The 20,633-nt window shown below is 61.8% G+C and carries 14 protein-coding genes; 11 read left to right on the top strand and 3 right to left on the bottom strand.

Annotated elements, in window-relative coordinates; translation table 11 throughout:
• Position 1 precedes the first annotated feature (1 nt).
• The 3 genes from tssK to tagH form a co-directional block, all read right to left on the bottom strand.
• A complete protein-coding gene (gene tssK / locus GNF76_RS06895) occupies positions 2-1,336 on the bottom strand; it encodes a type VI secretion system baseplate subunit TssK (protein ID WP_155582422.1) in 1,335 nt (444 codons plus the stop codon).
• A gap of 15 nt (positions 1,337-1,351) precedes the next feature.
• Positions 1,352-1,858: a type VI secretion system lipoprotein TssJ gene (tssJ, locus tag GNF76_RS06890; RefSeq protein ID WP_155582421.1), complete on the bottom strand. Its 507-nt coding sequence runs from the start codon at positions 1,856-1,858 to the stop codon at positions 1,352-1,354.
• 63 nt (positions 1,859-1,921) lie between these two features.
• A complete protein-coding gene (tagH, locus tag GNF76_RS06885; protein ID WP_155582420.1) occupies positions 1,922-3,310 on the bottom strand; it encodes a type VI secretion system-associated FHA domain protein TagH in 1,389 nt (462 codons plus the stop codon).
• A 403-nt stretch (positions 3,311-3,713) separates the two neighbouring features.
• On the opposite strand from tagH, the gene tssA reads away from it, so the two are divergent.
• From tssA to GNF76_RS06830, 11 genes are all read left to right on the top strand, one after another.
• Positions 3,714-4,733: a type VI secretion system protein TssA gene (gene tssA, locus GNF76_RS06880; protein ID WP_178123212.1), complete on the top strand. Its 1,020-nt coding sequence runs from the start codon at positions 3,714-3,716 to the stop codon at positions 4,731-4,733.
• Positions 4,734-4,787: 54 nt separating this feature from the next.
• The gene (gene tssB / locus GNF76_RS06875; RefSeq protein WP_169357017.1) at positions 4,788-5,297 is read left to right on the top strand and encodes a type VI secretion system contractile sheath small subunit; all 510 of its coding nucleotides are present in this window, start codon (positions 4,788-4,790) and stop codon (positions 5,295-5,297) included.
• Between the two features lie 15 nt (positions 5,298-5,312).
• A complete protein-coding gene (gene tssC / locus GNF76_RS06870) occupies positions 5,313-6,806 on the top strand; it encodes a type VI secretion system contractile sheath large subunit (protein ID WP_155582418.1) in 1,494 nt (497 codons plus the stop codon).
• Between the two features lie 153 nt (positions 6,807-6,959).
• Positions 6,960-7,448 carry an Hcp family type VI secretion system effector gene (locus tag GNF76_RS06865; RefSeq protein WP_155582417.1) on the top strand — a complete coding sequence of 163 codons (489 nt, stop codon included), beginning with the start codon at positions 6,960-6,962 and terminating at the stop codon, positions 7,446-7,448.
• A gap of 147 nt (positions 7,449-7,595) precedes the next feature.
• Positions 7,596-8,111 carry a type VI secretion system baseplate subunit TssE gene (gene tssE / locus GNF76_RS06860; protein ID WP_178123211.1) on the top strand — a complete coding sequence of 172 codons (516 nt, stop codon included), beginning with the start codon at positions 7,596-7,598 and terminating at the stop codon, positions 8,109-8,111.
• Positions 8,108-9,967, top strand: coding sequence for a type VI secretion system baseplate subunit TssF (gene tssF, locus GNF76_RS06855; protein WP_155582415.1), 1,860 nt, complete (start codon positions 8,108-8,110; stop codon positions 9,965-9,967). The genes tssE and tssF overlap by 4 nt, the downstream gene beginning before the upstream one ends.
• On the top strand, positions 9,931-10,974 hold the full coding sequence (tssG, locus tag GNF76_RS06850) for a type VI secretion system baseplate subunit TssG (protein WP_155582414.1): 1,044 nt from the start codon (positions 9,931-9,933) through the stop codon (positions 10,972-10,974). Before tssF ends, tssG begins: the two co-directional genes overlap by 37 nt.
• Positions 10,967-13,645 carry a type VI secretion system ATPase TssH gene (gene tssH, locus GNF76_RS06845; protein ID WP_155582413.1) on the top strand — a complete coding sequence of 893 codons (2,679 nt, stop codon included), beginning with the start codon at positions 10,967-10,969 and terminating at the stop codon, positions 13,643-13,645. Before tssG ends, tssH begins: the two co-directional genes overlap by 8 nt.
• A gap of 158 nt (positions 13,646-13,803) precedes the next feature.
• Positions 13,804-15,744, top strand: a complete 1,941-nt coding sequence (locus tag GNF76_RS06840; RefSeq protein ID WP_155582412.1) for a type VI secretion system Vgr family protein — start codon at positions 13,804-13,806, stop codon at positions 15,742-15,744.
• Positions 15,745-15,759: 15 nt separating this feature from the next.
• Positions 15,760-16,194 carry a DcrB-related protein gene (locus GNF76_RS06835; protein WP_155582411.1) on the top strand — a complete coding sequence of 145 codons (435 nt, stop codon included), beginning with the start codon at positions 15,760-15,762 and terminating at the stop codon, positions 16,192-16,194.
• Between the two features lie 12 nt (positions 16,195-16,206).
• On the top strand, positions 16,207-20,631 hold the full coding sequence (locus tag GNF76_RS06830) for an RHS repeat-associated core domain-containing protein (protein WP_155582410.1): 4,425 nt from the start codon (positions 16,207-16,209) through the stop codon (positions 20,629-20,631).
• Positions 20,632-20,633: the final 2 nt, after the last annotated feature.

Genomic DNA, 20,633 nt, shown 5'->3' with positions numbered 1-20,633 from the left:
ATTATCCTCGGATGGCCCAGAACGCCAGGTTCAACCCCGGGAACTGACCAGCAATGTGGAAGGCAAAACCACCGGAATTGCTCAACTGCTGCCAGTGCTCGCTGCCCCGGTCCAATTCGTAATAGGTGGAGCCGGCGTGGTACGGAATCTGCCGTGGCGCCACCGGCAACGGCAACAGGCTGATACCTGGCAACTGCAGGTTGACCAAGTCGCGGATGTGCTCCACCGAGCCGACTTTGCTCTGCTGAGCGAAGCGCCCGCGCAGGGTTTCGCCGGGGACGTCGGCACGTACCACCAGGATGAAGCTCGCGGTCTCGATCAGGGTCTTGTCGGCCAGCATCGCCACATGGACACCGTAGGCTTTCTCGACAATCGGAATCGGCGTGGCTTTGCTGTCGATCAACATCGACAGTGCTTCACGCAGGGCCTGCATCACGGGGGTGAAGCTCAGGGCCAGGTCGTCGTGCTGGTATTGCGGGTATTCCTGGGGACGGCGACCGGAGGTGGAGAATGTTGAGAACTCACCGGCCAGGCTTACCAGCTCGCTGAAGAAACGCTCCGGGTGCAGTGGGCTCAACTGGTTCAGGTGCTGGATCAGCGGCTGGGCACGGTTGACCAGTTGCAGCAGCATGAAATCGGCAATCTCCGAAGCACCACCGGCGCCCGACGCCACCACACGCCCGGCGAGGGCTTCGCCGCGCTGGTGCAGCAGGCCCAGCAGTTCGCTGCGAAACGCCGTCAGCGGTTTGCTGGCGACCACGTCCAACACCGGCGGGATGTAGCTGTCGTCAAGTACGAGGGCACGATCGGCACGTTTTTCCTTGACCCGCACCAGACCGATGGCGGCGTAGTCACTGACGCCATCCTGAGCGGTCAACAAACGCAAGGCACGGGAACCGACGGCCACCGGCGCACGGTTTTCGAATGGAGCGTTGTCGTCCCGCACCTCCCGCACCTGGCTGACGTAACGCGCGGCGCCAAGGACCTCACCTTCGTCGACCGTGTCGCGGGCCCCTGCGCGCTTGAGGGGCAACGCCAGGTAGATGAGGCCATCGCGCAAGTTGTCGTCAATATTCAGCGGGCTCGGCGCCAGGTCATCCTGGGGGATATTGAACGGCGTGCCGTCGGGCAACAGGCCGCGTGCCGAAACAATGGCCAGCTTGCCCTGGGCCAACAGGCCCTGGTCGAGCAGCAATTCGGAGAAGCCCCAGGCACCGGCCGACAATGGGCGGCTGCGAGCGTCAATCAGGTTTTCCAGGTAACGGTCATGCTGCTGGAAGTGCTGCGTTCCGATGAACATGCCTTCCGACCAGACCACGCGATTGTTCCAGGACATGGGGGCTCCGATTGCTTATTGGGCAGGGCTGGATGGGGAAACCACAACGTCGGCGCGCACGGCACGAACATCAAGGCTGATCTGGTATTCGGTGTACTCGCGCGGCGGGACAGTGAGCACGGTGCGCCACTGCGCGCGATCCAGCTCGCGATAACCCACCAGCAGGCCGATCTGACGGGTAGCCGGGTCCAGGTCACGCTTGATGCTCAGTTGCTGGCCGGGCTGGATCATTACTTCGTCCTGGTCCAGCAGGTCCAGCCCGAGGGTCGACTGGGCACGGTCAGCCAGGGCGAAGTAGTCGGAGCGGCTGAACGTCGCGGCGTTTTTCAGCTCGAAAATCCGTACCCGCACCGGTGCCGGCTGGCCGTTGGCACCGGGGTTGAGGCCAGCAATGGCATGGAAGTGCAGCTCAATGGCAGCGGTATCCGCTTCAGCCTCGACTGCTTCGGGTTTGACGGCATCCTTGGCACACGCCGTCAGCAGCAGCGCGGTGGCGGCTACGAGTAAAAACCTGGGAATCATCCTGCGTCCTCAATGACTACTTAGCTGTCCGTTGTTTCATTTTTTGTTATTCGATAACGCCACTCAAGGGCGACGCTGTCGTGCGCTGTGCTCTTCGTAGGCACGGCTGAATTCACGCCCGAACAAGTCCTGGAAATCCTCCTGGGCCTCTCGGGAAATATTGCTGTAGAGCTCAGTGAACTGCTGCCAATACTGGGCCTGGCGCGAACCATTGAAAATACCCGAGAGGCCACCGGGCTTACCCATACGCTCTTCCAGTTGTGTCGGTTCAAAGCGCGTAAGCAGGTGCTTGATGGCCGCCTCGACACCGGCCATCACCGCCAACTGGTGAGCACGCAGGTCGTTGAAACTGTCACGCACTGCCAGATCCGGCGCCATAAACGCCTGGTTGCCGTGACGCAGCAACAGCAGTAATGCTTCGTCGACATTGGGCGCGAATTTCAACGGGTTGTTTTCCACCGGTTGAATCATCGTCTGCTGTATGCGGAACTCGCCCTTGAGGCTGCTGCGGGCACGCAACACGTCGATCAGGCCCTCGACCATCAGCCGGTAGCTGCGACCGATACTTTCCATCTGCGCTTCGGCCTGGGCTTTGTCCAGGCGCAGTTGATCAATCCCAGCGCCGCGCAAGAAGGCTTGCAGCAGGTCGGGCTGGTTGCTGTCGACCACAGGTTGCGGGCGCTCGACGACGGGCGGTTCGATGACCGGCGGCGTTGATGGCGGTGGCGCTGGCGGTGTGGGTGGCGGCTCAGGCGTCGGAATCGATACCGGCGTGGGCGCACTGACCACAGGCGCTGGCCCATCACCCAATAGATCCCAGTCGTCGGGAATCACCGAACCCGAGGCGACAGGTGGTGCAGGCAATTCCACCACTGGCACCGGTGTAGGTGGGCGGAAGTCATGCTGCTGCGCCGGCACATGATCGGGCTGGGTGGCAGGCGGTACGGCGGTGGGTGTCAGGAAGTCGAACAGGTCCGGCAGCGTGTCCATCGACGACGCACCCTGGAATTGCGGCGCGATCACCGGGGTGGGCATCGGCGTGTTCACGACGGCGCCCTCGCGCCCCATCAGGGCCTCGAAGCTGTTCGACGAATCGCCAGCAAAGGGTTGGCTTTCAGTGACTTGCAGATTGAAATCGATACGCGCCTGGATTTCGTAATCACCGATGCGGATCAGCTCGCCATCTTCCAGCAGCTCGCTGCTACCTCGGCGCAAACGAATACCGGACTTGACCAACTCAACACCATTGGTGCTGTTGTCGGTTAAATAATAACGGCCATCTTTGTATTGAATAACGCAATGTTGCGCGGAAACCAGACGCTCAGGGTCGGGCAATACCCAGTCATTTTCAGAGCTGCGGCCAATTGCCATCACTCCCTGATCCATGGACTTTTCAGGGCATTGGCCAGGGGTAATCTTGTGATAACTAGTGATAGTCAAACACAGCGACATCATGCCTCCTTGCTGATACTTCGCGCACAGTCGACCCAAAGGGAGGTAACCCCTCGAGCTTCCCGACAGATGGTGCTAACCACCATCAAAAGCCTGTTTTATCAGCATGATCGCTGATCTTACTCGGCTCTTGTGACAAAAACCCTGTGTCAGTGCCTGCTTCGACCCAACGGTCGAGTAGGTTGTTAAGCACTGCACATCTGTCACACAGGGTGAATAGCTTACCTTGACAAGGCATAAGTACTACACCAAAAATGCACAACTTCTTGAATACCAATGATGGCACTTTAGAATCGAAGTGCTTATATACCAAGAAAGCATGCCGATTACGCGTGAGTATTACTTACGTAACTAAGGCATGAACTGCCCGCACGCACGCAGGCTGATAGGGAGATCGAACTCAGTGGATGTGCCTTTGCTGCTCGCCGCCGTTTCCGCGACTTCGCCATGTGGTGAAGACTTGGAATATGACGCGGCTTATTTGCAACTTGAGCGTGACGCTCAAGGCCAGCCTGAGCGCAGCATGGGCGACTCGATCCTGCCCGCTGAACCGCCGGAATGGCGCAGTATCCAGCAGCAAAGCCTGGACCTGCTGCAACGCAGCAAAGACCTGCGCATCACTCACTTCCTCCTGCAAAGCTCCCTGGCCCTGCAAGGCGTTACGGGACTGGCCACCGCCCTCACGCTGATCAACGAACTGCTACGCCAGTACTGGGCCGAACTGCATCCGCGCCTGGATGCCGATGACGACAACGACCCCACCGTTCGCATCAATGCCCTCGCTGGCTTGACGTCCGATGACACCATTCGTCTGTTGCGCGAAAGCATGCTTACCCGCTCACGGGCTTTCGGCCCCGTCAGCCTGCGCGCCGCCCTCAATGCCAGCGGCCTGCAAAGTTTCCCCGGTGAAAACCTCGGTGCCGAACAGTTGGCCGGCGCGTTCCTCGACAGCGATGCCGAGCAGTTGAACGCCACCCGTGCCGCCTTGAACGAAGCCCGCGCCGCCTGCGAAGCCATCGAGCAGCAGGTCAGCGACCAGGTCGGTTCGGCCCAGGGCGTAGACCTCGGCCCATTGAAGCACCCCCTCAAACAAGCCTTGCAGGTCCTGGCGCAATACGCGCCCCACGGCGAAGGCAGCAGCGATCCCGAAGCCGTCAGTGACGACAGCGCCGCCCCGGTCGAACACGCCGCTGCCCCCACTGCACCGCGCAACAACGGCGACATCGCCAACCGCGATGAAGTCTTGCGCAGCCTGGACCGCATCCTCGCGTACTACACCCGCCACGAGCCTTCCAGCCCGCTGCCGGTGCTGTTGAACCGGGCCAAGAATCTGGTGCACGCCGACTTCGCGGCCATCGTGCGCAACCTGATACCTGATGGGATGTCCCAATTTGAAAACCTGCGCGGACCAGACGGCGAATAAACGTCTGTACCGCGCAGTAACAACACCGTCGCTCAAGCGACCAGGAGCAGCAACGTGGCGAAGCAAAGTTCTCAGAAATTCATCGCGCGCAACCGTGCGCCTCGGGTGCAGATCGAGTACGACGTCGAGCTCTACGGCGCCGAGAAAAAGGTCCAGCTGCCCTTCGTCATGGGTGTCATGGCCGATCTCGCCGGCAAGCCGGCCGAGCCGCTGGCAGCCGTCGCCGACCGCAAGTTCCTTGAAGTGGACGTCGACAATTTCGACTCCCGCCTCAAGGCCATGCAGCCACGCGTCGCGTTCCACGTGCCCAACGAGCTGACAGGCGAAGGCAACCTGAGCCTGGACATCACCTTTGAAAGCATGGACGACTTCAGCCCGGCCGCTGTGGCCCGCAAGGTCGACTCGCTGAACAAGCTGCTCGAAGCCCGCACCCAACTGGCCAACCTGCTGACCTACATGGACGGCAAGACCGGCGCCGAAGAAATCATCATGAAGGCGATCAAGGACCCGGCATTGCTCCAGGCACTTGCCAGTGCACCGAAGCCCGCCGAGCCCAAGGCTTAATCAGGACGAATGATCATGACCGATACAGCCCGCGAAGGCGCCCAGAACCTCGGCGCTACCGAAGAGACCAGCGAGTTCGCTTCGCTGCTGCTGCAAGAATTCAAACCCAAGACCGAGCGCGCCCGTGAAGCGGTAGAAACCGCCGTGCGTACCCTGGCCGAGCAGGCCCTGGCGCAGACTGACCTGGTGTCCAACGACGCCATCAAGTCGATCGAATCGATCATCGCCGCCATCGACGCCAAGCTCACCGCCCAGGTCAACCAGGTCATTCACCACCCGGACTTCCAGCAACTGGAAAGCGCCTGGCGTGGCCTGCACTACCTGGTCAACAACACCGAAAGCGATGAGCAACTGAAGATTCGCGTGCTCAACATCTCCAAGCCGGAACTGCACAAGACCCTGAAGAAATTCAAGGGCACCGCGTGGGACCAGAGCCCGATCTTCAAGAAGATGTACGAAGAAGAATACGGTCAGTTCGGCGGCGAACCTTACGGTTGCCTGGTGGGCGACTACTACTTCGACCAGTCGCCTCCCGACGTAGAGCTGTTGGGCGAGCTGTCGAAAGTCTGCGCCGCCATGCACTCACCGTTCATTGCCGCCGCTTCGCCGACCGTGATGGGCATGGGCTCGTGGCAGGAACTGTCGAACCCGCGCGACCTGACCAAAATCTTCACCACCCCGGAATACGCCGGCTGGCGCTCGCTGCGTGAATCGGAAGACTCGCGCTACATCGGCCTGACCATGCCGCGTTTCCTGGCGCGCCTGCCATACGGCGCCAAGACCGACCCGGTGGAAGCCTTCGCCTTCGAAGAAAACACCGACGGCGCCGACAGCTCCAAGTACACCTGGGCCAACGCCGCGTACGCGATGGCAGTGAACATCAACCGTTCGTTCAAACACTACGGCTGGTGCTCGCGCATCCGCGGGGTGGAGTCCGGCGGTGAAGTGGAAAACCTGCCAGCCCACACGTTCCCGACCGATGACGGTGGCGTGGACATGAAGTGCCCGACCGAAATCGCCATCAGCGACCGCCGTGAAGCGGAACTGGCGAAGAACGGTTTCATGCCACTGCTGCACAAGAAAAACACCGACTTCGCCGCGTTCATCGGCGCCCAGTCGTTGCAGAAACCGGCCGAATACGACGACCCGGACGCCACCGCCAACGCCAACCTGGCCGCGCGCCTGCCGTACCTGTTCGCCACCTGCCGTTTCGCTCACTACTTGAAGTGCATCGTGCGCGACAAGATCGGTTCCTTCAAAGAGAAGGACGAAATGCAGCGTTGGTTGCAGGACTGGATCCTCAACTACGTCGACGGTGACCCGGCGCACTCCACCGAAACCACCAAGGCCCAGCACCCGTTGGCTGCCGCCGAAGTGATCGTGGAAGACGTCGAAGGCAACCCGGGGTATTACAACTCCAAGTTCTACCTGCGTCCTCACTATCAGCTCGAAGGGCTGACCGTGTCGCTGCGGCTGGTATCGAAGCTGCCTTCGGCCAAAGGCGCGTAAATAGCTGTTGATCTTGCTCTTTTGTGGGAGCCGGGCTTGCCCGCGATGGCATCACTGCAGTCTGGCTGACAGACCGCGCCGTCTGCATCGTGGGCAAGCCCGACTCCCACATAAAAACCAAATACCGTGGTAGAGACCACACAGGGAGATAACATGGCTGTTGATATTTTCATCAAGATCGGTGACATCAAGGGCGAGTCCATGGACAAGGCCCACAAGGACGAAATCGACGTCCTGAACTGGAGCTGGGGCATGTCCCAATCCGGCAACATGCACATGGGCGGTGGCGGTGGCGCGGGCAAGGTGAATATCCAGGACCTGTCGCTGACCAAGTACGTCGACAAGGCCTCGCCTAACCTGATGATGCACTGCGCCAGCGGCAAGCACATCGACAAGGTCACCCTGACCGTGCGCAAGGCCGGTGGTGAAAACCAGGTCGAGTACATGATCATCAACCTGGAAGAAGTGCTGGTCACCTCCCTGAGCACCGGCGGCTCGGGCAGCGATGATCGCCTGACCGAAAACGTCACCCTGAACTTCGCCCAGGTGCTCGTGGACTACCAGCCACAGAAAGCCGACGGCACCAAGGACGGCGGCGCGATCAAGTTTGGCTGGAACATCCGTTCCAACACCAAACGCTGATAGACCTTGTAGCCGCTGGCGTAGCCTGCGATCGAGGACGAAGTCCGCGCAAACATGTGCGGCCGCTTCACAACCGATCGCAGCCTCGTTCCTCGGCAGCGGCTACAGCCCATGTTCCTCTCGCAACCCGTCCGTGGAGCTGCTTTGGTGGTAACTGAAATCGCTTCCCGCGACCGTCTGCAACCGTCCCTGCTGGACCGGTTGACCGACGACGACCCGACCAATCCCAAGGAAAGCGCCGATAAACGCGTGCTGTCCCTGACCCAATTAAAAGCCTCGGTGCTGCGTGACTTGGCGTGGCTGCTCAACACCACTTCATTGCTCGATGCCGATGCGACGCTGCACACCCCCGCCGGGACCTCCGTGGTCAATTACGGCCTGCCGGCGCTGGCAGGTAACAGTGCGTCCAGCGTCGATGTCAGCGCCCTGGAAACCTTGATTTACCAGGCCATCGCCACCTTTGAACCGCGCATTCTGCGCAACACGTTGCGGGTACGCGCGCGGGTGGCTCACGGCGAGATGAACCACAACGCCTTGAGTTTCGAGATCGAAGGCGACCTGTGGGCGCAGCCGGTGCCGTTGCGCCTGTTGCTGCAAACCGACCTGGACCTGGAATCCGGCCATGTACGCGTGGTCAATGCCGACCAGCGGAGGCGCTCATGAATCCGCGCCTGCTGGAGCTGTATAACCAGGAATTGCACCATGTGCGCGAAAGCGCTGCGGAGTTCGCCAAGGAATACCCGAAGATCGCCAGTCGGCTGACCCTGTCCGGTATGGACTGCGCCGACCCGTACGTCGAACGCTTGCTGGAAGGCTTCGCCTACCTCACCGCACGGGTGCAGCTCAAACTCGACGCCGAGTACCCGACCTTCACCCATAACCTGTTGGAAATCGCTTACCCGCACTACCTGGCACCGACACCGTCGATGACCGTGGTGCAGTTGCAGGCCGATCCCGACGAAGGCTCCCTGGCCAGCGGCTTTGCGCTGCCCCGGGACACCGTATTGCGCGCCGCCCTGGGCCGCGAAACCCAGACGTGCTGCGAGTACCGCACCGCGCACCCGGTGACGTTGTGGCCGTTGCAGGTCAGCCAGGCCGAGTACTTCGGCAACCCTTCGGCCGTACTTGGGCGCCTGGCCGCGAGCGAGCCCAAGGCCAAAGCCGGCTTGCGCCTGACGTTGCGCACAGGCGCCGAGCTGCCGTTCAACAGCCTGGCCCTGGATAACCTGCCGCTGTACCTCAGCGGTGCCGACGAGCAACCGTTCCGCCTCTACGAACAATTGCTGGGTAACGCCTGCGCGGTATTTGCCCGCAAACCGGGTGGTGATTGGGTCGAGCGCCTGCCGCAGGATGCCCTGCGCTCCCGGGGTTTCGACGACGTCGATGCGGCGATGCCGGTGGTTCCGCGGGCCTTCCAGGGTTATCGGCTGCTGCAGGAATACTTCGCCCTGCCCCATCGTTTCCTGTTCGTTGAGTTCGCTGAACTGAGCCGCGCCATCAAGCGCTGTGACGGCCAGGAGCTGGAACTGATCGTGCTGTTCGACCGGCATGATCCGAGCCTGGAAGGCAGTGTCGGCGCCGCGCAGTTCGTGCCGTTCTGCACCCCGGCGATCAACCTGTTTCCCAAGCGGGTGGACCGGATTCACCTGTCCGAGCGCGTCAACGAACACCATGTGATCGCCGACCGCACCCGGCCGATGGATTTCGAGATTCATTCCCTGAGTGCCATCGCCGGCCACGGCACCGGGCCGGAGCAACCGTTCCTGCCGTTCTACGCGGTGCGCGATCCATCACGTTATGGTCGAGACCAGGCTTACTACACCGTACGCCGTGAGCCGCGTGTGCTGTCCAGCGACCAGCGTCGCAACGGGCCGCGCTCCACGTATGTGGGCAGCGAAACCTTCGTCAGTCTGGTCGACAGCCGGCAGGCGCCTTATGGTCATGACCTGCGCCAACTGGGCGTCACCGCACTGTGCACCAACCGCGATCTGCCGCTGTTCATGAGCGTGGGCAATGGCAAGACCGACTTCACCCTGGCCGACAGCGCTCCGGTGCTGGCGGTACGCTGCGTCGCAGGCCCCAGCCGCCCACGCGCCAGCCACGCCCACGATGCCAAGGCCTGGCGCCTGATCAGCCAGTTGTCGCTCAACTACCTGTCCCTCAGCGAACAAGGCCAGGGCGCCGCTGCGCTGCGCGAATTGCTGCGCCTGTACGGCGACAGCAACGACGCCGCGCTGCAATTGCAGATCGAAGGCTTGCGCGAGGTCAGCAGCAAGGCCGTGACCCGCCGCCTGCCGATGCCCGGGCCGATCGTGTTTGGGCGCGGGCTGGAAATCACCCTGGAATTTGATGAAAACGCGTTCCGCGGTACCGGCGTGTTTCTGCTCGGTGCGGTGTTTGAACGGTTCCTGGCACGCTACGTGTCGATCAACAGTTTTACCGAGACGGTGATCCGTACCACCGAACGCGGCGAGATCATGCGATGGAAAGCCAAGCCCGGACGCCGTCCGACCCTGTGAACACGCTGTCGGCGATGCATCAGGAGCCCTGGGAATATGACTTCTTCCAGGCGCTGCGTCGTATCGAGTGCGAATCGCCGGACCTGCCGCGCCTGGGCCACTCCCTGCGCCTGGCGGATGATCCCCTGCGCCTCGGGCAGCAAGCCGACTGCACGTTCGCCCCCGCCACGCTGGCATCGGTCGAGCCTGGTTTCGACGGCAAGCCGGCGCGGCTGGAACAGTTCTTCTTCGGCCTCGGCGGCCCCAACGGCCCGTTGCCGCTGCACATCACCGAATACGTACGCGAACGCCAGCGCAACAACGCCGACAGCACCAGCAAGCGCTTCCTGGATGTGTTCCACCACCGCCTGCTGAGCCTGTTTTACCGGGCGTGGGCCGAGGCGCGGCCGACGGTCAGCCACGATCGTCCAGACGATGATTACTGGTCGGCACGCCTGGCAGCGTTGAGCGGCCGGGGCATGCCAAGCCTGCGGGAACAGGGGCTGATTCCCGACACCGCGAAGCTGCATTACAGCGGCCACCTGTCGGCGCAGACCCGCTACCCGGACGGTTTGAAAGCGATCCTCAGCGAGTATTTCGGCCTGCCGGTGGAGATCGAAGAGTACGTCGGCCAATGGCTGGAGTTGCCCGAACGCAGCCGTGTCAGTGTCAACGCCAACCAGTTGGGCGTGGACTTTTGCCTGGGCAGCCACGTGTGGGATCGCCAGCATAAATTCCGCATCCGCCTGGGGCCGCTCAGGCTCGATGACTACATGGGCATGCTGCCCGGCAGCCAGCCGTTCAACGAGCTGGTGGCCTGGGTGGCCGAGTACCTGGGCCATGAACTGGACTGGGATTTAAACCTGATTCTTCAACAACCGGAAGTTCCGGCATTGCAGCTCAATGGCCAGTTCCGCCTGGGTTTCAACACCTGGCTTGGCCAACCCGAGCACGACGCCAACGACCTAATCCTGGCCCGGCATTACGCCGAGCTGGCCAACACCTCAAGGAATCCAGAGCATGGGTGAAATCAGTCGCGCCGCCTTGTTCGGCAAACTCAACAGCGTGGCCTACAAGGCCATCGAAGCCGCCACCGTCTTCTGCAAACTGCGGGGCAACCCGTATGTGGAACTGGCTCACTGGTTTCACCAGTTGCTGCAACTGCAGGACTCGGACCTGCACCGCATCATCCGCCAGTTCAATATCGAGCCGGCACGCCTGGCCCGTGACCTGACCGAAGCCCTGGACCGCCTGCCTCGCGGCTCGACGTCGATCACCGACTTGTCGTCCCATGTGGAAGAAGCCGTGGAGCGCGGCTGGGTCTACGGCAGCCTGATGTTTGGCGAAAGCCAGGTGCGCACCGGTTACCTGGTGCTGGGCATTCTCAAGACCCCGAGCCTGCGCCATGCGCTGCTGGGCTTGTCGTCGGAGTTCGACAAGATCAAGCCCGAAGCCTTGAGTGAGCGCTTTGACGAGTACGTCGGCGATTCGCCGGAGAACGCCCTCACCGCCAGCGACGGTTTCAATGCCGGCGCCGTACCGGGTGAAGCCAGCGGCGCGATGGCGCCAAGCGCGATGGGCAAGCAGGAAGCCCTCAAGCGCTTTACCGTCGACCTGACGGAGCAAGCCCGCAGCGGCAAGCTCGACCCTATCGTCGGCCGTGACGAAGAGATCCGCCAACTGGTGGACATCCTGATGCGTCGTCGCCAGAACAACCCGATCCTCACCGGTGAAGCCGGTGTCGGTAAAACCGCCGTGGTGGAAGGGTTCGCCCTGCGCATCGTCGCCGGCGACGTACCGCCGGCGTTGAAAGACGTAGAACTGCGCAGCCTCGATGTCGGCCTGCTGCAAGCCGGCGCGAGCATGAAAGGCGAGTTTGAACAGCGCCTGCGCCAGGTCATCGAAGACGTCCAGGCCTCGCCGAAACCGATCATCCTGTTTATCGACGAAGCCCATACCTTGGTGGGTGCCGGTGGTGCTGCCGGGACCGGCGATGCGGCCAACCTGCTCAAGCCGGCCTTGGCCCGTGGCACCTTGCGTACCGTGGCCGCCACCACCTGGGCCGAGTACAAGAAACACATCGAAAAGGACCCGGCCCTGACTCGCCGCTTCCAGGTGGTACAAGTCGCCGAGCCATCGGAAGACAAAGCACTGCTGATGATGCGCGGCGTGGCCTCGACCATGGAAAAACACCACCAGGTGCAGATCCTCGACGAAGCCCTTGAAGCCTCGGTGAAGCTGTCCCACCGCTACATTCCCGCCCGCCAGTTGCCGGACAAATCCGTAAGCCTGCTGGACACCGCGTGCGCCCGTGTCGCCATCAGCCTGCATGCGGTGCCAGCAGAAGTCGACGACAGCCGCCGCCGTATCGAGGCGCTGGAAACCGAGCTGCAAATCATCGCCCGCGAACATGCTATCGGCATCGCCATCGGCACGCGCCAAACCAACAGTGAGGCCTTGCTGACGGCCGAGCGTGAGCGCCTGGCAACTCTGGAAAGCCGCTGGAGCGAAGAAAAAACCCTGGTGGACGAACTGCTCGCCACCCGCGCTACCCTGCGGGATAAAGTCGGCGTGGTAGACAGCGATGCCGGTACCGACGACAGCCACGCCTTGCGTGAAAAACTCGTGGACCTGCAACAGCGCCTGACGACCCTGCAAGGTGAAACTCCGTTGATCCTGCCGACCGTGGATTACCAGGCCGTGGCCTCGGTGGTCGCCGACTGGACCGGCATCCCGGTAGGCCGCATGGCCCGCAATGAACTGGAGACGGTGCTCAACCTCGACCAGCACCTGAAGAAGCGCATCATCGGCCAGGACCACGCGCTGCAGATGATCGCCAAGCGCATCCAGACTTCCCGCGCCGGCCTCGACAACCCGAGCAAGCCTATCGGCGTGTTCATGCTGGCCGGCACCTCCGGCGTGGGCAAGACCGAAACCGCCCTGGCCCTGGCCGAAGCCATGTACGGCGGCGAGCAGAACGTCATCACCATCAACATGAGCGAGTTCCAGGAAGCCCACACCGTGTCGACCCTCAAGGGCGCACCACCGGGCTACATCGGTTACGGCGAAGGCGGCGTGCTGACCGAAGCCGTGCGGCGCAAACCGTATAGCGTGGTGCTGTTGGACGAGGTGGAAAAAGCCCACCCGGACGTGCACGAGATCTTCTTCCAGGTGTTCGACAAAGGCGTGATGGAAGACGGCGAAGGCCGGGTGATCGACTTCAAGAATACCTTGATCCTGCTCACCACCAACGCCGGTACCGAGCTGATTTCCCGGGTCTGCAAAGACCCGGCGAACATCCCGGAACCCGAGGAAATCGCCAAGGCCCTGCGCCAGCCGCTGCTGGAGATTTTCCCGCCAGCGTTACTGGGCCGCCTGGTGACCATTCCGTACTACCCGCTGAGCGACGAGATGCTCAAGGCGATCACTCGCCTGCAACTCAACCGCATCAAAAAGCGCGTGGAGAACACTCACAAAGTGGCCTTCGACTACGACGACTACGTGGTCGACCTGATCGTGTCCCGCTGCACCGAAACCGAAAGCGGTGGGCGGATGATCGACACCATCCTCACCAACAGCCTGTTGCCGGACATGAGCCGCGAGTTCCTCACCCGCATGCTGGAAGGCAAGGCGTTGGCGGGGGTGCGGATCAGCAGCCGGGATAACGAATTGCACTACGACTTCAGCGACGCGGCCTGACCTGACGGAACACGGTCACTGTGGGAGCTGGCTTGCCTGCGATAGCGGTCTGACATTCAGCATTGATGTTGACTGACACACCGCTATCGCAGGCAAGCCAGCTCCCACATTTGATCCGGTTCCGCCAGCCAGTGATGACGACACTTACGGGTTTACCGATGCTATTCAACCAAGCTTCACGCCTGGCCAAGATCACCAGCCCCTTGGGGCCGGATGTGTTGATGCTCAATGAAATGGGCGGTGGCGAAGAGCTAGGAAGGCTTTTCAACTTCGAGTTGCAGTTGACTTCGCTCGACGCCGCCATCGACCTCAACCAGTTGCTCGGCAAGCCCATGTGCCTGAGCCTGCAACTGGCGGACGGTGGCGAGCGCTTTTTCCATGGCCTCGTTGCCCGCTGCAGCCAGAACATCGACCAGGGTCAGTTCGCCAGTTACCAGGTCACCTTACGCCCGTGGTTGTGGCTGCTCAGTCGCACCTCCGATTGCCGCATTTTCCAGAACCTGACCATCCCGCAGATCATCAAGCAGGTGTTCCGTGACCTCGGCTTTTCCGACTTCGAAGACGCCCTGAGCCGACCGTATCGCGAGTGGGAATACTGCGTGCAGTACCGCGAGACCAGCTTCGAGTTCGTCAGCCGGTTGATGGAACAGGAAGGTATCTACTACTTCTTCCGCCATGAGCAGGACCGCCATGTGCTGGTGCTGGCCGATGCCTATGGCGCCCATACCGGCGTGGTCGGCTACGGCTCCGTGCCCTACTACCCCAAGGACGAGCAGCAGCGCGAACGCGACCATATGCACAACTGGCACCTGGCGCACGAAGTGCAGCCCGGCTCGCTGGAACTCAACGACTATGACTTCCAGCGCCCCAGCGCCAGCATCGACGTGCGCTCGGCCATGCCACGCCCGCATACCGCCGGCGACTACCCGCTGTACGATTACCCCGGCACGTATGTAAAGAGCGAAGACGGCGAACACTACGCCCGTACCCGTATCGAAGCCCTGCAAACCCTGCACGAACAAGTGGAGTTCAGCGGCAACGCCCGAGGCTTGGGTTCCGGCAACCTGTTCAGCCTCACCGGCTTCAGTCGCAAGGACCAGAACCGCGAATACCTGATCGTCGGCGCCCGTTATTACATCGCCCAGGAAAGCATGGAAAGCGGTGGTGGTGCGCCCTCGGCGCAGTTCGAAAGCAGCTTGACCTGTATCGGTGCGCAGCAAAGCTTCCGTCCCCTGGCCAACACCCACCGCCCAATTGTCAAAGGCCCGCAAACCGCGTTGGTGGTAGGCCCCAAGGGCGAGGAAATCTGGACCGACCAGTACGGCCGGGTGAAAGTGCATTTCTATTGGGACCGCCACGACCAGTCCAACGAAAACAGCTCATGCTGGATTCGAGTGTCGCAATCCTGGGCCGGAAAAAACTGGGGTTCGATGCAAATTCCACGGATCGGCCAGGAGGTGATTGTCAGCTTCCTTGAAGGTGACCCTGACCGGCCAATCATCACAGGACGGGTCTACAACGCCGAGCAGACGGTACCTTACGACCTGCCGCAAAACGCGACCCAGAGCGGGATGAAAAGCCGCTCCAGCAAAGGCGGCACGCCGGCGAACTTCAATGAAATCCGCATGGAGGACAAGAAGGGACTGGAGCAGTTGTATATCCACGCCGAGCGCAATCAGGACATCGTGGTTGAGGTGGATGAGAGCCATTCGGTAGGGCATGACCGCAACAAAAGCATCGGCCATAACGAGACCGTCACCATCGGCAATAACCGCGTGCGCATCGTCAAGCAGGAAGACATCCTCGCGGTGGGCCAGAGAAAGACCGACAGCATCAGCCAGAGCTACGTCATTGAAGTGGGTGAAAACCTGCGACTGGTGTGCGGTAAAAGTATCCTGGAGCTGAACGCCAGCGGGCAAATCAACCTCAGCGGCGTGCAAATCAGCTTCTATGCCAGCGGCGACGCCGAGTTCAATACCGGTGGCGTCCTGCACCTGAACAACGGCGGCGGCCCGGGCGCCACACCCGATGGCCAGGGTTCCAAAGCCAGCATTGATGCCAACGTGAAAGCCGCGTTCCCAGCGCCTAAAAGTTCCTGACGAGACCCGTTTGCCATGACGTACCGAATCAACGAATTCCAGTTTCAACTGCCGGCCGGCGAGCTGCAGGATGCGACGATCAATATCCTCAAGTTCCCCGAGCTGGGTACCTCCTTGATCGTCAGCCGCAGCTTGCTGGCCGAGGGGGAAACCTTGCAGAGCAACTTCGATGACCAGCTCAAGCGCCTGGAGAAACAGGTGCAGGACTTGCGCTTCCAGCCCGGCGTTCCGGTGCACCTGGGGGCCTCTCAAGAGGTGGAAGGCATCGAGTTGCGCAGCCAGTTCAACAAGGGCAACGACAAGGTGTTCCAGTACCAGCTGGCCCTGGTGTTACCGGGCACTCGCAAGATGCTCGCCTTGAGTTATGTGAAGGCGGACACGTTGGGGGATGCCGAAGCGGCGCACTGGGCGACGATCAAAAGCTCGCTGTTGTTCGACGTTCCTCAGTGATGAGCGCCCTGCATGTCTGACGCGCTTTGGGCGGCACGCCTGGGCGATGGGTTGTCCCACACCTCGGTCATGGCTGACATTCTCGGCGGTGTGCTGGAGGTAGCCGCCAACGTAGCAATTACCGCACTGGCGACAGCCGCGGTCGTGGCGGCTACCGGTATCACGGTCGCCACCGGTGGGCTCGGTGCGTGTGTGCTGGGGGCTGTCATCGGCGTGATCGTCGGCATTGCCATGAGCAAGACCGGCGCCGACAAAGGCTTGAGCGATATGTGCGAGGGTATCGGCAATGCGCTGTTCCCTCCCGTCGTCATGGCCACGATCCTCAGCGGGTCCACTGACACACTGATCAACTCAATACCCGCCGCTCGTGCGGCCGGCGCCGTGCCGTCCCATGTCGCCCCCTCGGGCACCGAAGCCGAAGCCGAGCCGCCAGAACAAAGCGAAGAGCCCGGCTACCTGGACATGGCCAAGGGGTTCTTCTCGCAGATGTGGCGCCCCACCGTCGCCACCCCGGCTCCCGGTGCAGTGCCCAAGCCGCTGGACCTGGTGACCTGCATGAAGCACCCGCCAATGCCGCCGCAGTTTCTCGCCGAAGGCTCGGAGAAGGTCACGGTCAATGGCCAGCCCGCAGTGCGTAGCGGCGACCGTAGCACCTGCGACGCAACGGTGGTGTCGTCGGGGCTGATTTCGCCGAACGTGACCATCGGCGGCGGTTCAGTGGTGGTGCGCGAGATTCGCAGCGGCAAGACTCCGGGCGTGGGCCTGGCCATCACCGCCTTGATGATGCTCAAGGGCGGCAAGGGCAAGTTCCTCAGTAATCTGCCCTGCATGTTGCTGGCAGGCGTCAATTCGTTTGTGGTCAGCCAGGCCATGGGCGCCTTGGCCAATGCCGCCATGGGCTCGTCCAACCCGGTGCATGCCAGCACCGGGGCCAAGGTCCTCGGCGGCCCCGAAGAGCTGGATTTTGCCCTGCCCGGCATCATGCCTATCGATTGGCAACGCTTCTACAACAGCCGGGACGAACGCCGTAATGGCCTGTTCGGTGCTGGCTGGAGCCTGTCGTATGAGGTCAGCGTGCAACTGTTGCCTCACCCGGAGGGTGGTGAGCATTTGTTGTACATCGACGAACAAGGTCGGCGTATCGACATGGGCTCGATCCCCTTGGGCGGCGCAGTATTCAGCGCAGGTGAGGGGCTCAGCGTACGACGCCACCTGAGCGGTCAGTTGTTGATCGAGAGTGCGGACGGCCTGTACCGGCTGTTCGACCCGGCGCCACAGGACACCTCGTTACTGCGCCTAAGCCAATTGGGTGATCGCAACGACAACCGCATCTACCTCGACTATGACGACGACGGCCGGCTGTTGCACCTGCGGGACACCTTTGATCGGGTCAAGGTTGAACTGACGTACGACGCCACCTGGCCGCGCCGTGTCAGCCAGATCGAGCGGCTGTACCCCGACCAGCAGCGCGAAGTGCTGATGCATTACGCCTACGACAGCCGCGGCGACCTGGCGTCTGTGCGCCAGTCCGACGGGCAGGTGAAGCGCCGGTTTGTGTATGACGCCGGGCAGCGCATGGTCGAGCATCAATTGCCCACGGGCTTGCGCTGTTTCTATCAGTGGGCCTTGGTGGACGATCGTGAATGGCGCGTCGTCCGGCACTGGACAGACGCCGGAGACGCCTACCAGTTCGACTATGAGCTGGACGCCGGCATCACCCGCATCACCGACGGCCTGGAACGCGTCAGCGTCCGCCGCTGGGACCACCAACGGCAGATCATCGAGTCGACCGATGTACTGGGACGTACCTGGGCCTTCGAATGGAATGATGAAAGCCAACTGCTGGGCGCGACCGACCCCAAAGGCGGGCAATATCAGTTCAACTACGACGAAGCCGGTAATCTGAGCGAGACACTCGACCCGTTGGGGCGCAGCGAATCGACCTTGTGGCTGGAACACTGGGCGCTGCCGCTGGCGGAAACCGATGCCGCCGGCCACGCCTGGCAATACCGTTATGACCCGCGTGGCAATTGCATCAGCGAAACTGACCCGCTGGGTAACGTCACCGCCTATCGCCATGATGCCCACGGCCAAGTCCTGGAAATCATCGATGCCAGTGGCAAGAGCAAGACCCTGCGCTGGACGCCGCTCGGCCAGTTGAGCGAGCACACCGACTGTTCAGGCCTGACTACCCGTTTGAGTTACTGCAAGCGTGGCCTGCTGCTCACCAGCACCGACGCCCTCGGCGAGCGTACTGCGTTCAGTTATGACGATCAGGGTCGACTCACCAGCAAGCAGTTGCCCGATGGGCGCAGCGAACACTATCAGCGCGATGCCAGCGGCCAGGTGATCGGCTATAGCGACCCCGCCGGCCATAGCACTCACTTCCAGCACTCGCTGAGCGGCCAGTTGCGCCAACGCACCGACGCCCACGGCCGTCGCGTGGAATTGAACCACGACGCCTATGGCCGCCTGCAAAGCCTGACCAACGAGAACGGTGAACGCTACCGATTCGACTGGGACGCCGGCGACCGGCTGACCCTGGAACATCGCCTGGACGGCAGCCTCAAGCGCTACGCCTATGACCCGCTGGACAACGTCACCCGGGTAGAGACGATTGCGCCACCCGGCAGCACCGAGACCACCATTGCCCATGACCTGGAGCGGGACGCGGCGGGTCGACTGGTTGCGAAGAACACCCTGGATGGACGCACCGAGTATCACTACGACGAATTGGATCAGGTCACGGCCATCACCTTTACCGGGCATGACGGCGAGCAGCAAAGCCTGGGCTTTGGTTATGACGTCCTGGGCCAACTGATCCTCGAACAGAGCGCCGCCGGCAGCCTGGAGCACTACTACGATGAGTTGGGCAATCTGGCCCAGACCCGGCTTCCCGACGGCCGCTGGATCAATCGCCTGCGTTACGGCAGTGGGCACTTGCACCAGATCAACCTGGATGGCCAGGTCGTCAGTGACTTCGAGCGTGATCGCTTGCATCGCGAGGTCCTGCGCACCCAAGGGCATATCAGCACGCGCAGCGAATACGATCGCAGCGGTCGGCTGCGTGCCCGTCAGCGTCGGCAACAGGACCAGTCGGTGCTGCTGCCGGCGACGCAAACCCGCTTCGGTTATGACGCCAGCGATCAGTTGGTCGAGCGCTTTGACAGCCAGCCTGGCGCGGCGCACCGCCAACTGCTGCATTACGACGCCACGGGCCGCATTCTCGCCAGCCAGGACAGCCTTCAGGGCCAGCGGGAAGCCTTCGCTTACGACCCCGCCGCCAATTTGCTGGATGCCCTCGGGCAAGTGCCCCACAACCAGTTATTGACCTATCAGGACAAACGCTACCGCTACGACGGTTTTGGCCGAATGGTCGAAAAGCGCAGCACCCGACGCGGCACCCAACGCTTCAGCTACGACGCCGAACAGCGGCTGGCGCACGTGCACAATGACGACGGCTCCGTGGTCAAAATGGCCTATGACCCGCTGGGCCGACGCATCGCCAAAACCACCTTCGACCGCAACGGCGTTCAGCAGAGCCAGACCCGCTTCACTTGGGATGCATTGCAGCTGTTGCAGGAACACCACAACCAGCAAACCAGCCTCTACATCTATGCCGATGAGGGCTATGAGCCGCTGGCCCGGGTTGATGGCCTGGGTGAGCAGCAAAAGGTCCGCTACTACCACAACGACCTCAACGGCCTGCCCGAGCAACTCACGGAGAGCGACGGCCATACAGTGTGGAAGGCTCGCTACCAAGTCTGGGGCAACACCGTCGAGGAAGTGCGCGAGCCCTATTACATCGAAGAGCAGAACCTGCGCTTTCAGGGCCAATACCTGGACCGGGAAACGGGCCTGCACTACAACACCCTGCGTTTTTATGACCCGGATATCGGGCGCTTCACCACGCCCGATCCCATCGGCCTGGCCGGCGGCCTGAACCTCTATCAATACGCACCGAACCCACTGAGCTGGATTGACCCACTGGGCCTGATGAAGTGTTCAAGCCCGCCCAAGGGCCGCAAAGTCAGCCGCACAGTTTATCGTTTCGAGGAACCCGGGCGTATCGGTACGACCTGGCAGGCACACAAATGGAACGTGGACTCCACCCACCGCTACACCACCCAGGGTGTGGGCGGCGTCTATGGTGCAAACTCGCGCAAGACCGCACTGGGCGAGGTCACTCACTGGAAGGTCGACCTGTCCAAGCGAGTACTGGTCAGCAAGAAAGTGCAGCTCAACAATGTCCTGGACCTGACCCGGCCCGATGTCCGTAAGCAAATGGGCGTCAGCCTTAAAAGCATCACCGGCTCGAAGTACACCGAGACCCATCAGATCGGCAACTGGGCCAAGGCCAACGGCTATGATGGGATCCTGGCGCCGTCGGCGCGCAACCCGACCGGCAGCAACTTGATCTCCTTTGCAGGTTTTTGAAC

It is taken from the genome of Pseudomonas spelaei, from assembly GCF_009724245.1.
GTDB lineage: Bacteria > Pseudomonadota > Gammaproteobacteria > Pseudomonadales > Pseudomonadaceae > Aquipseudomonas > Aquipseudomonas spelaei.
This window is presented reverse-complemented; position numbering and strand designations above follow the sequence as displayed.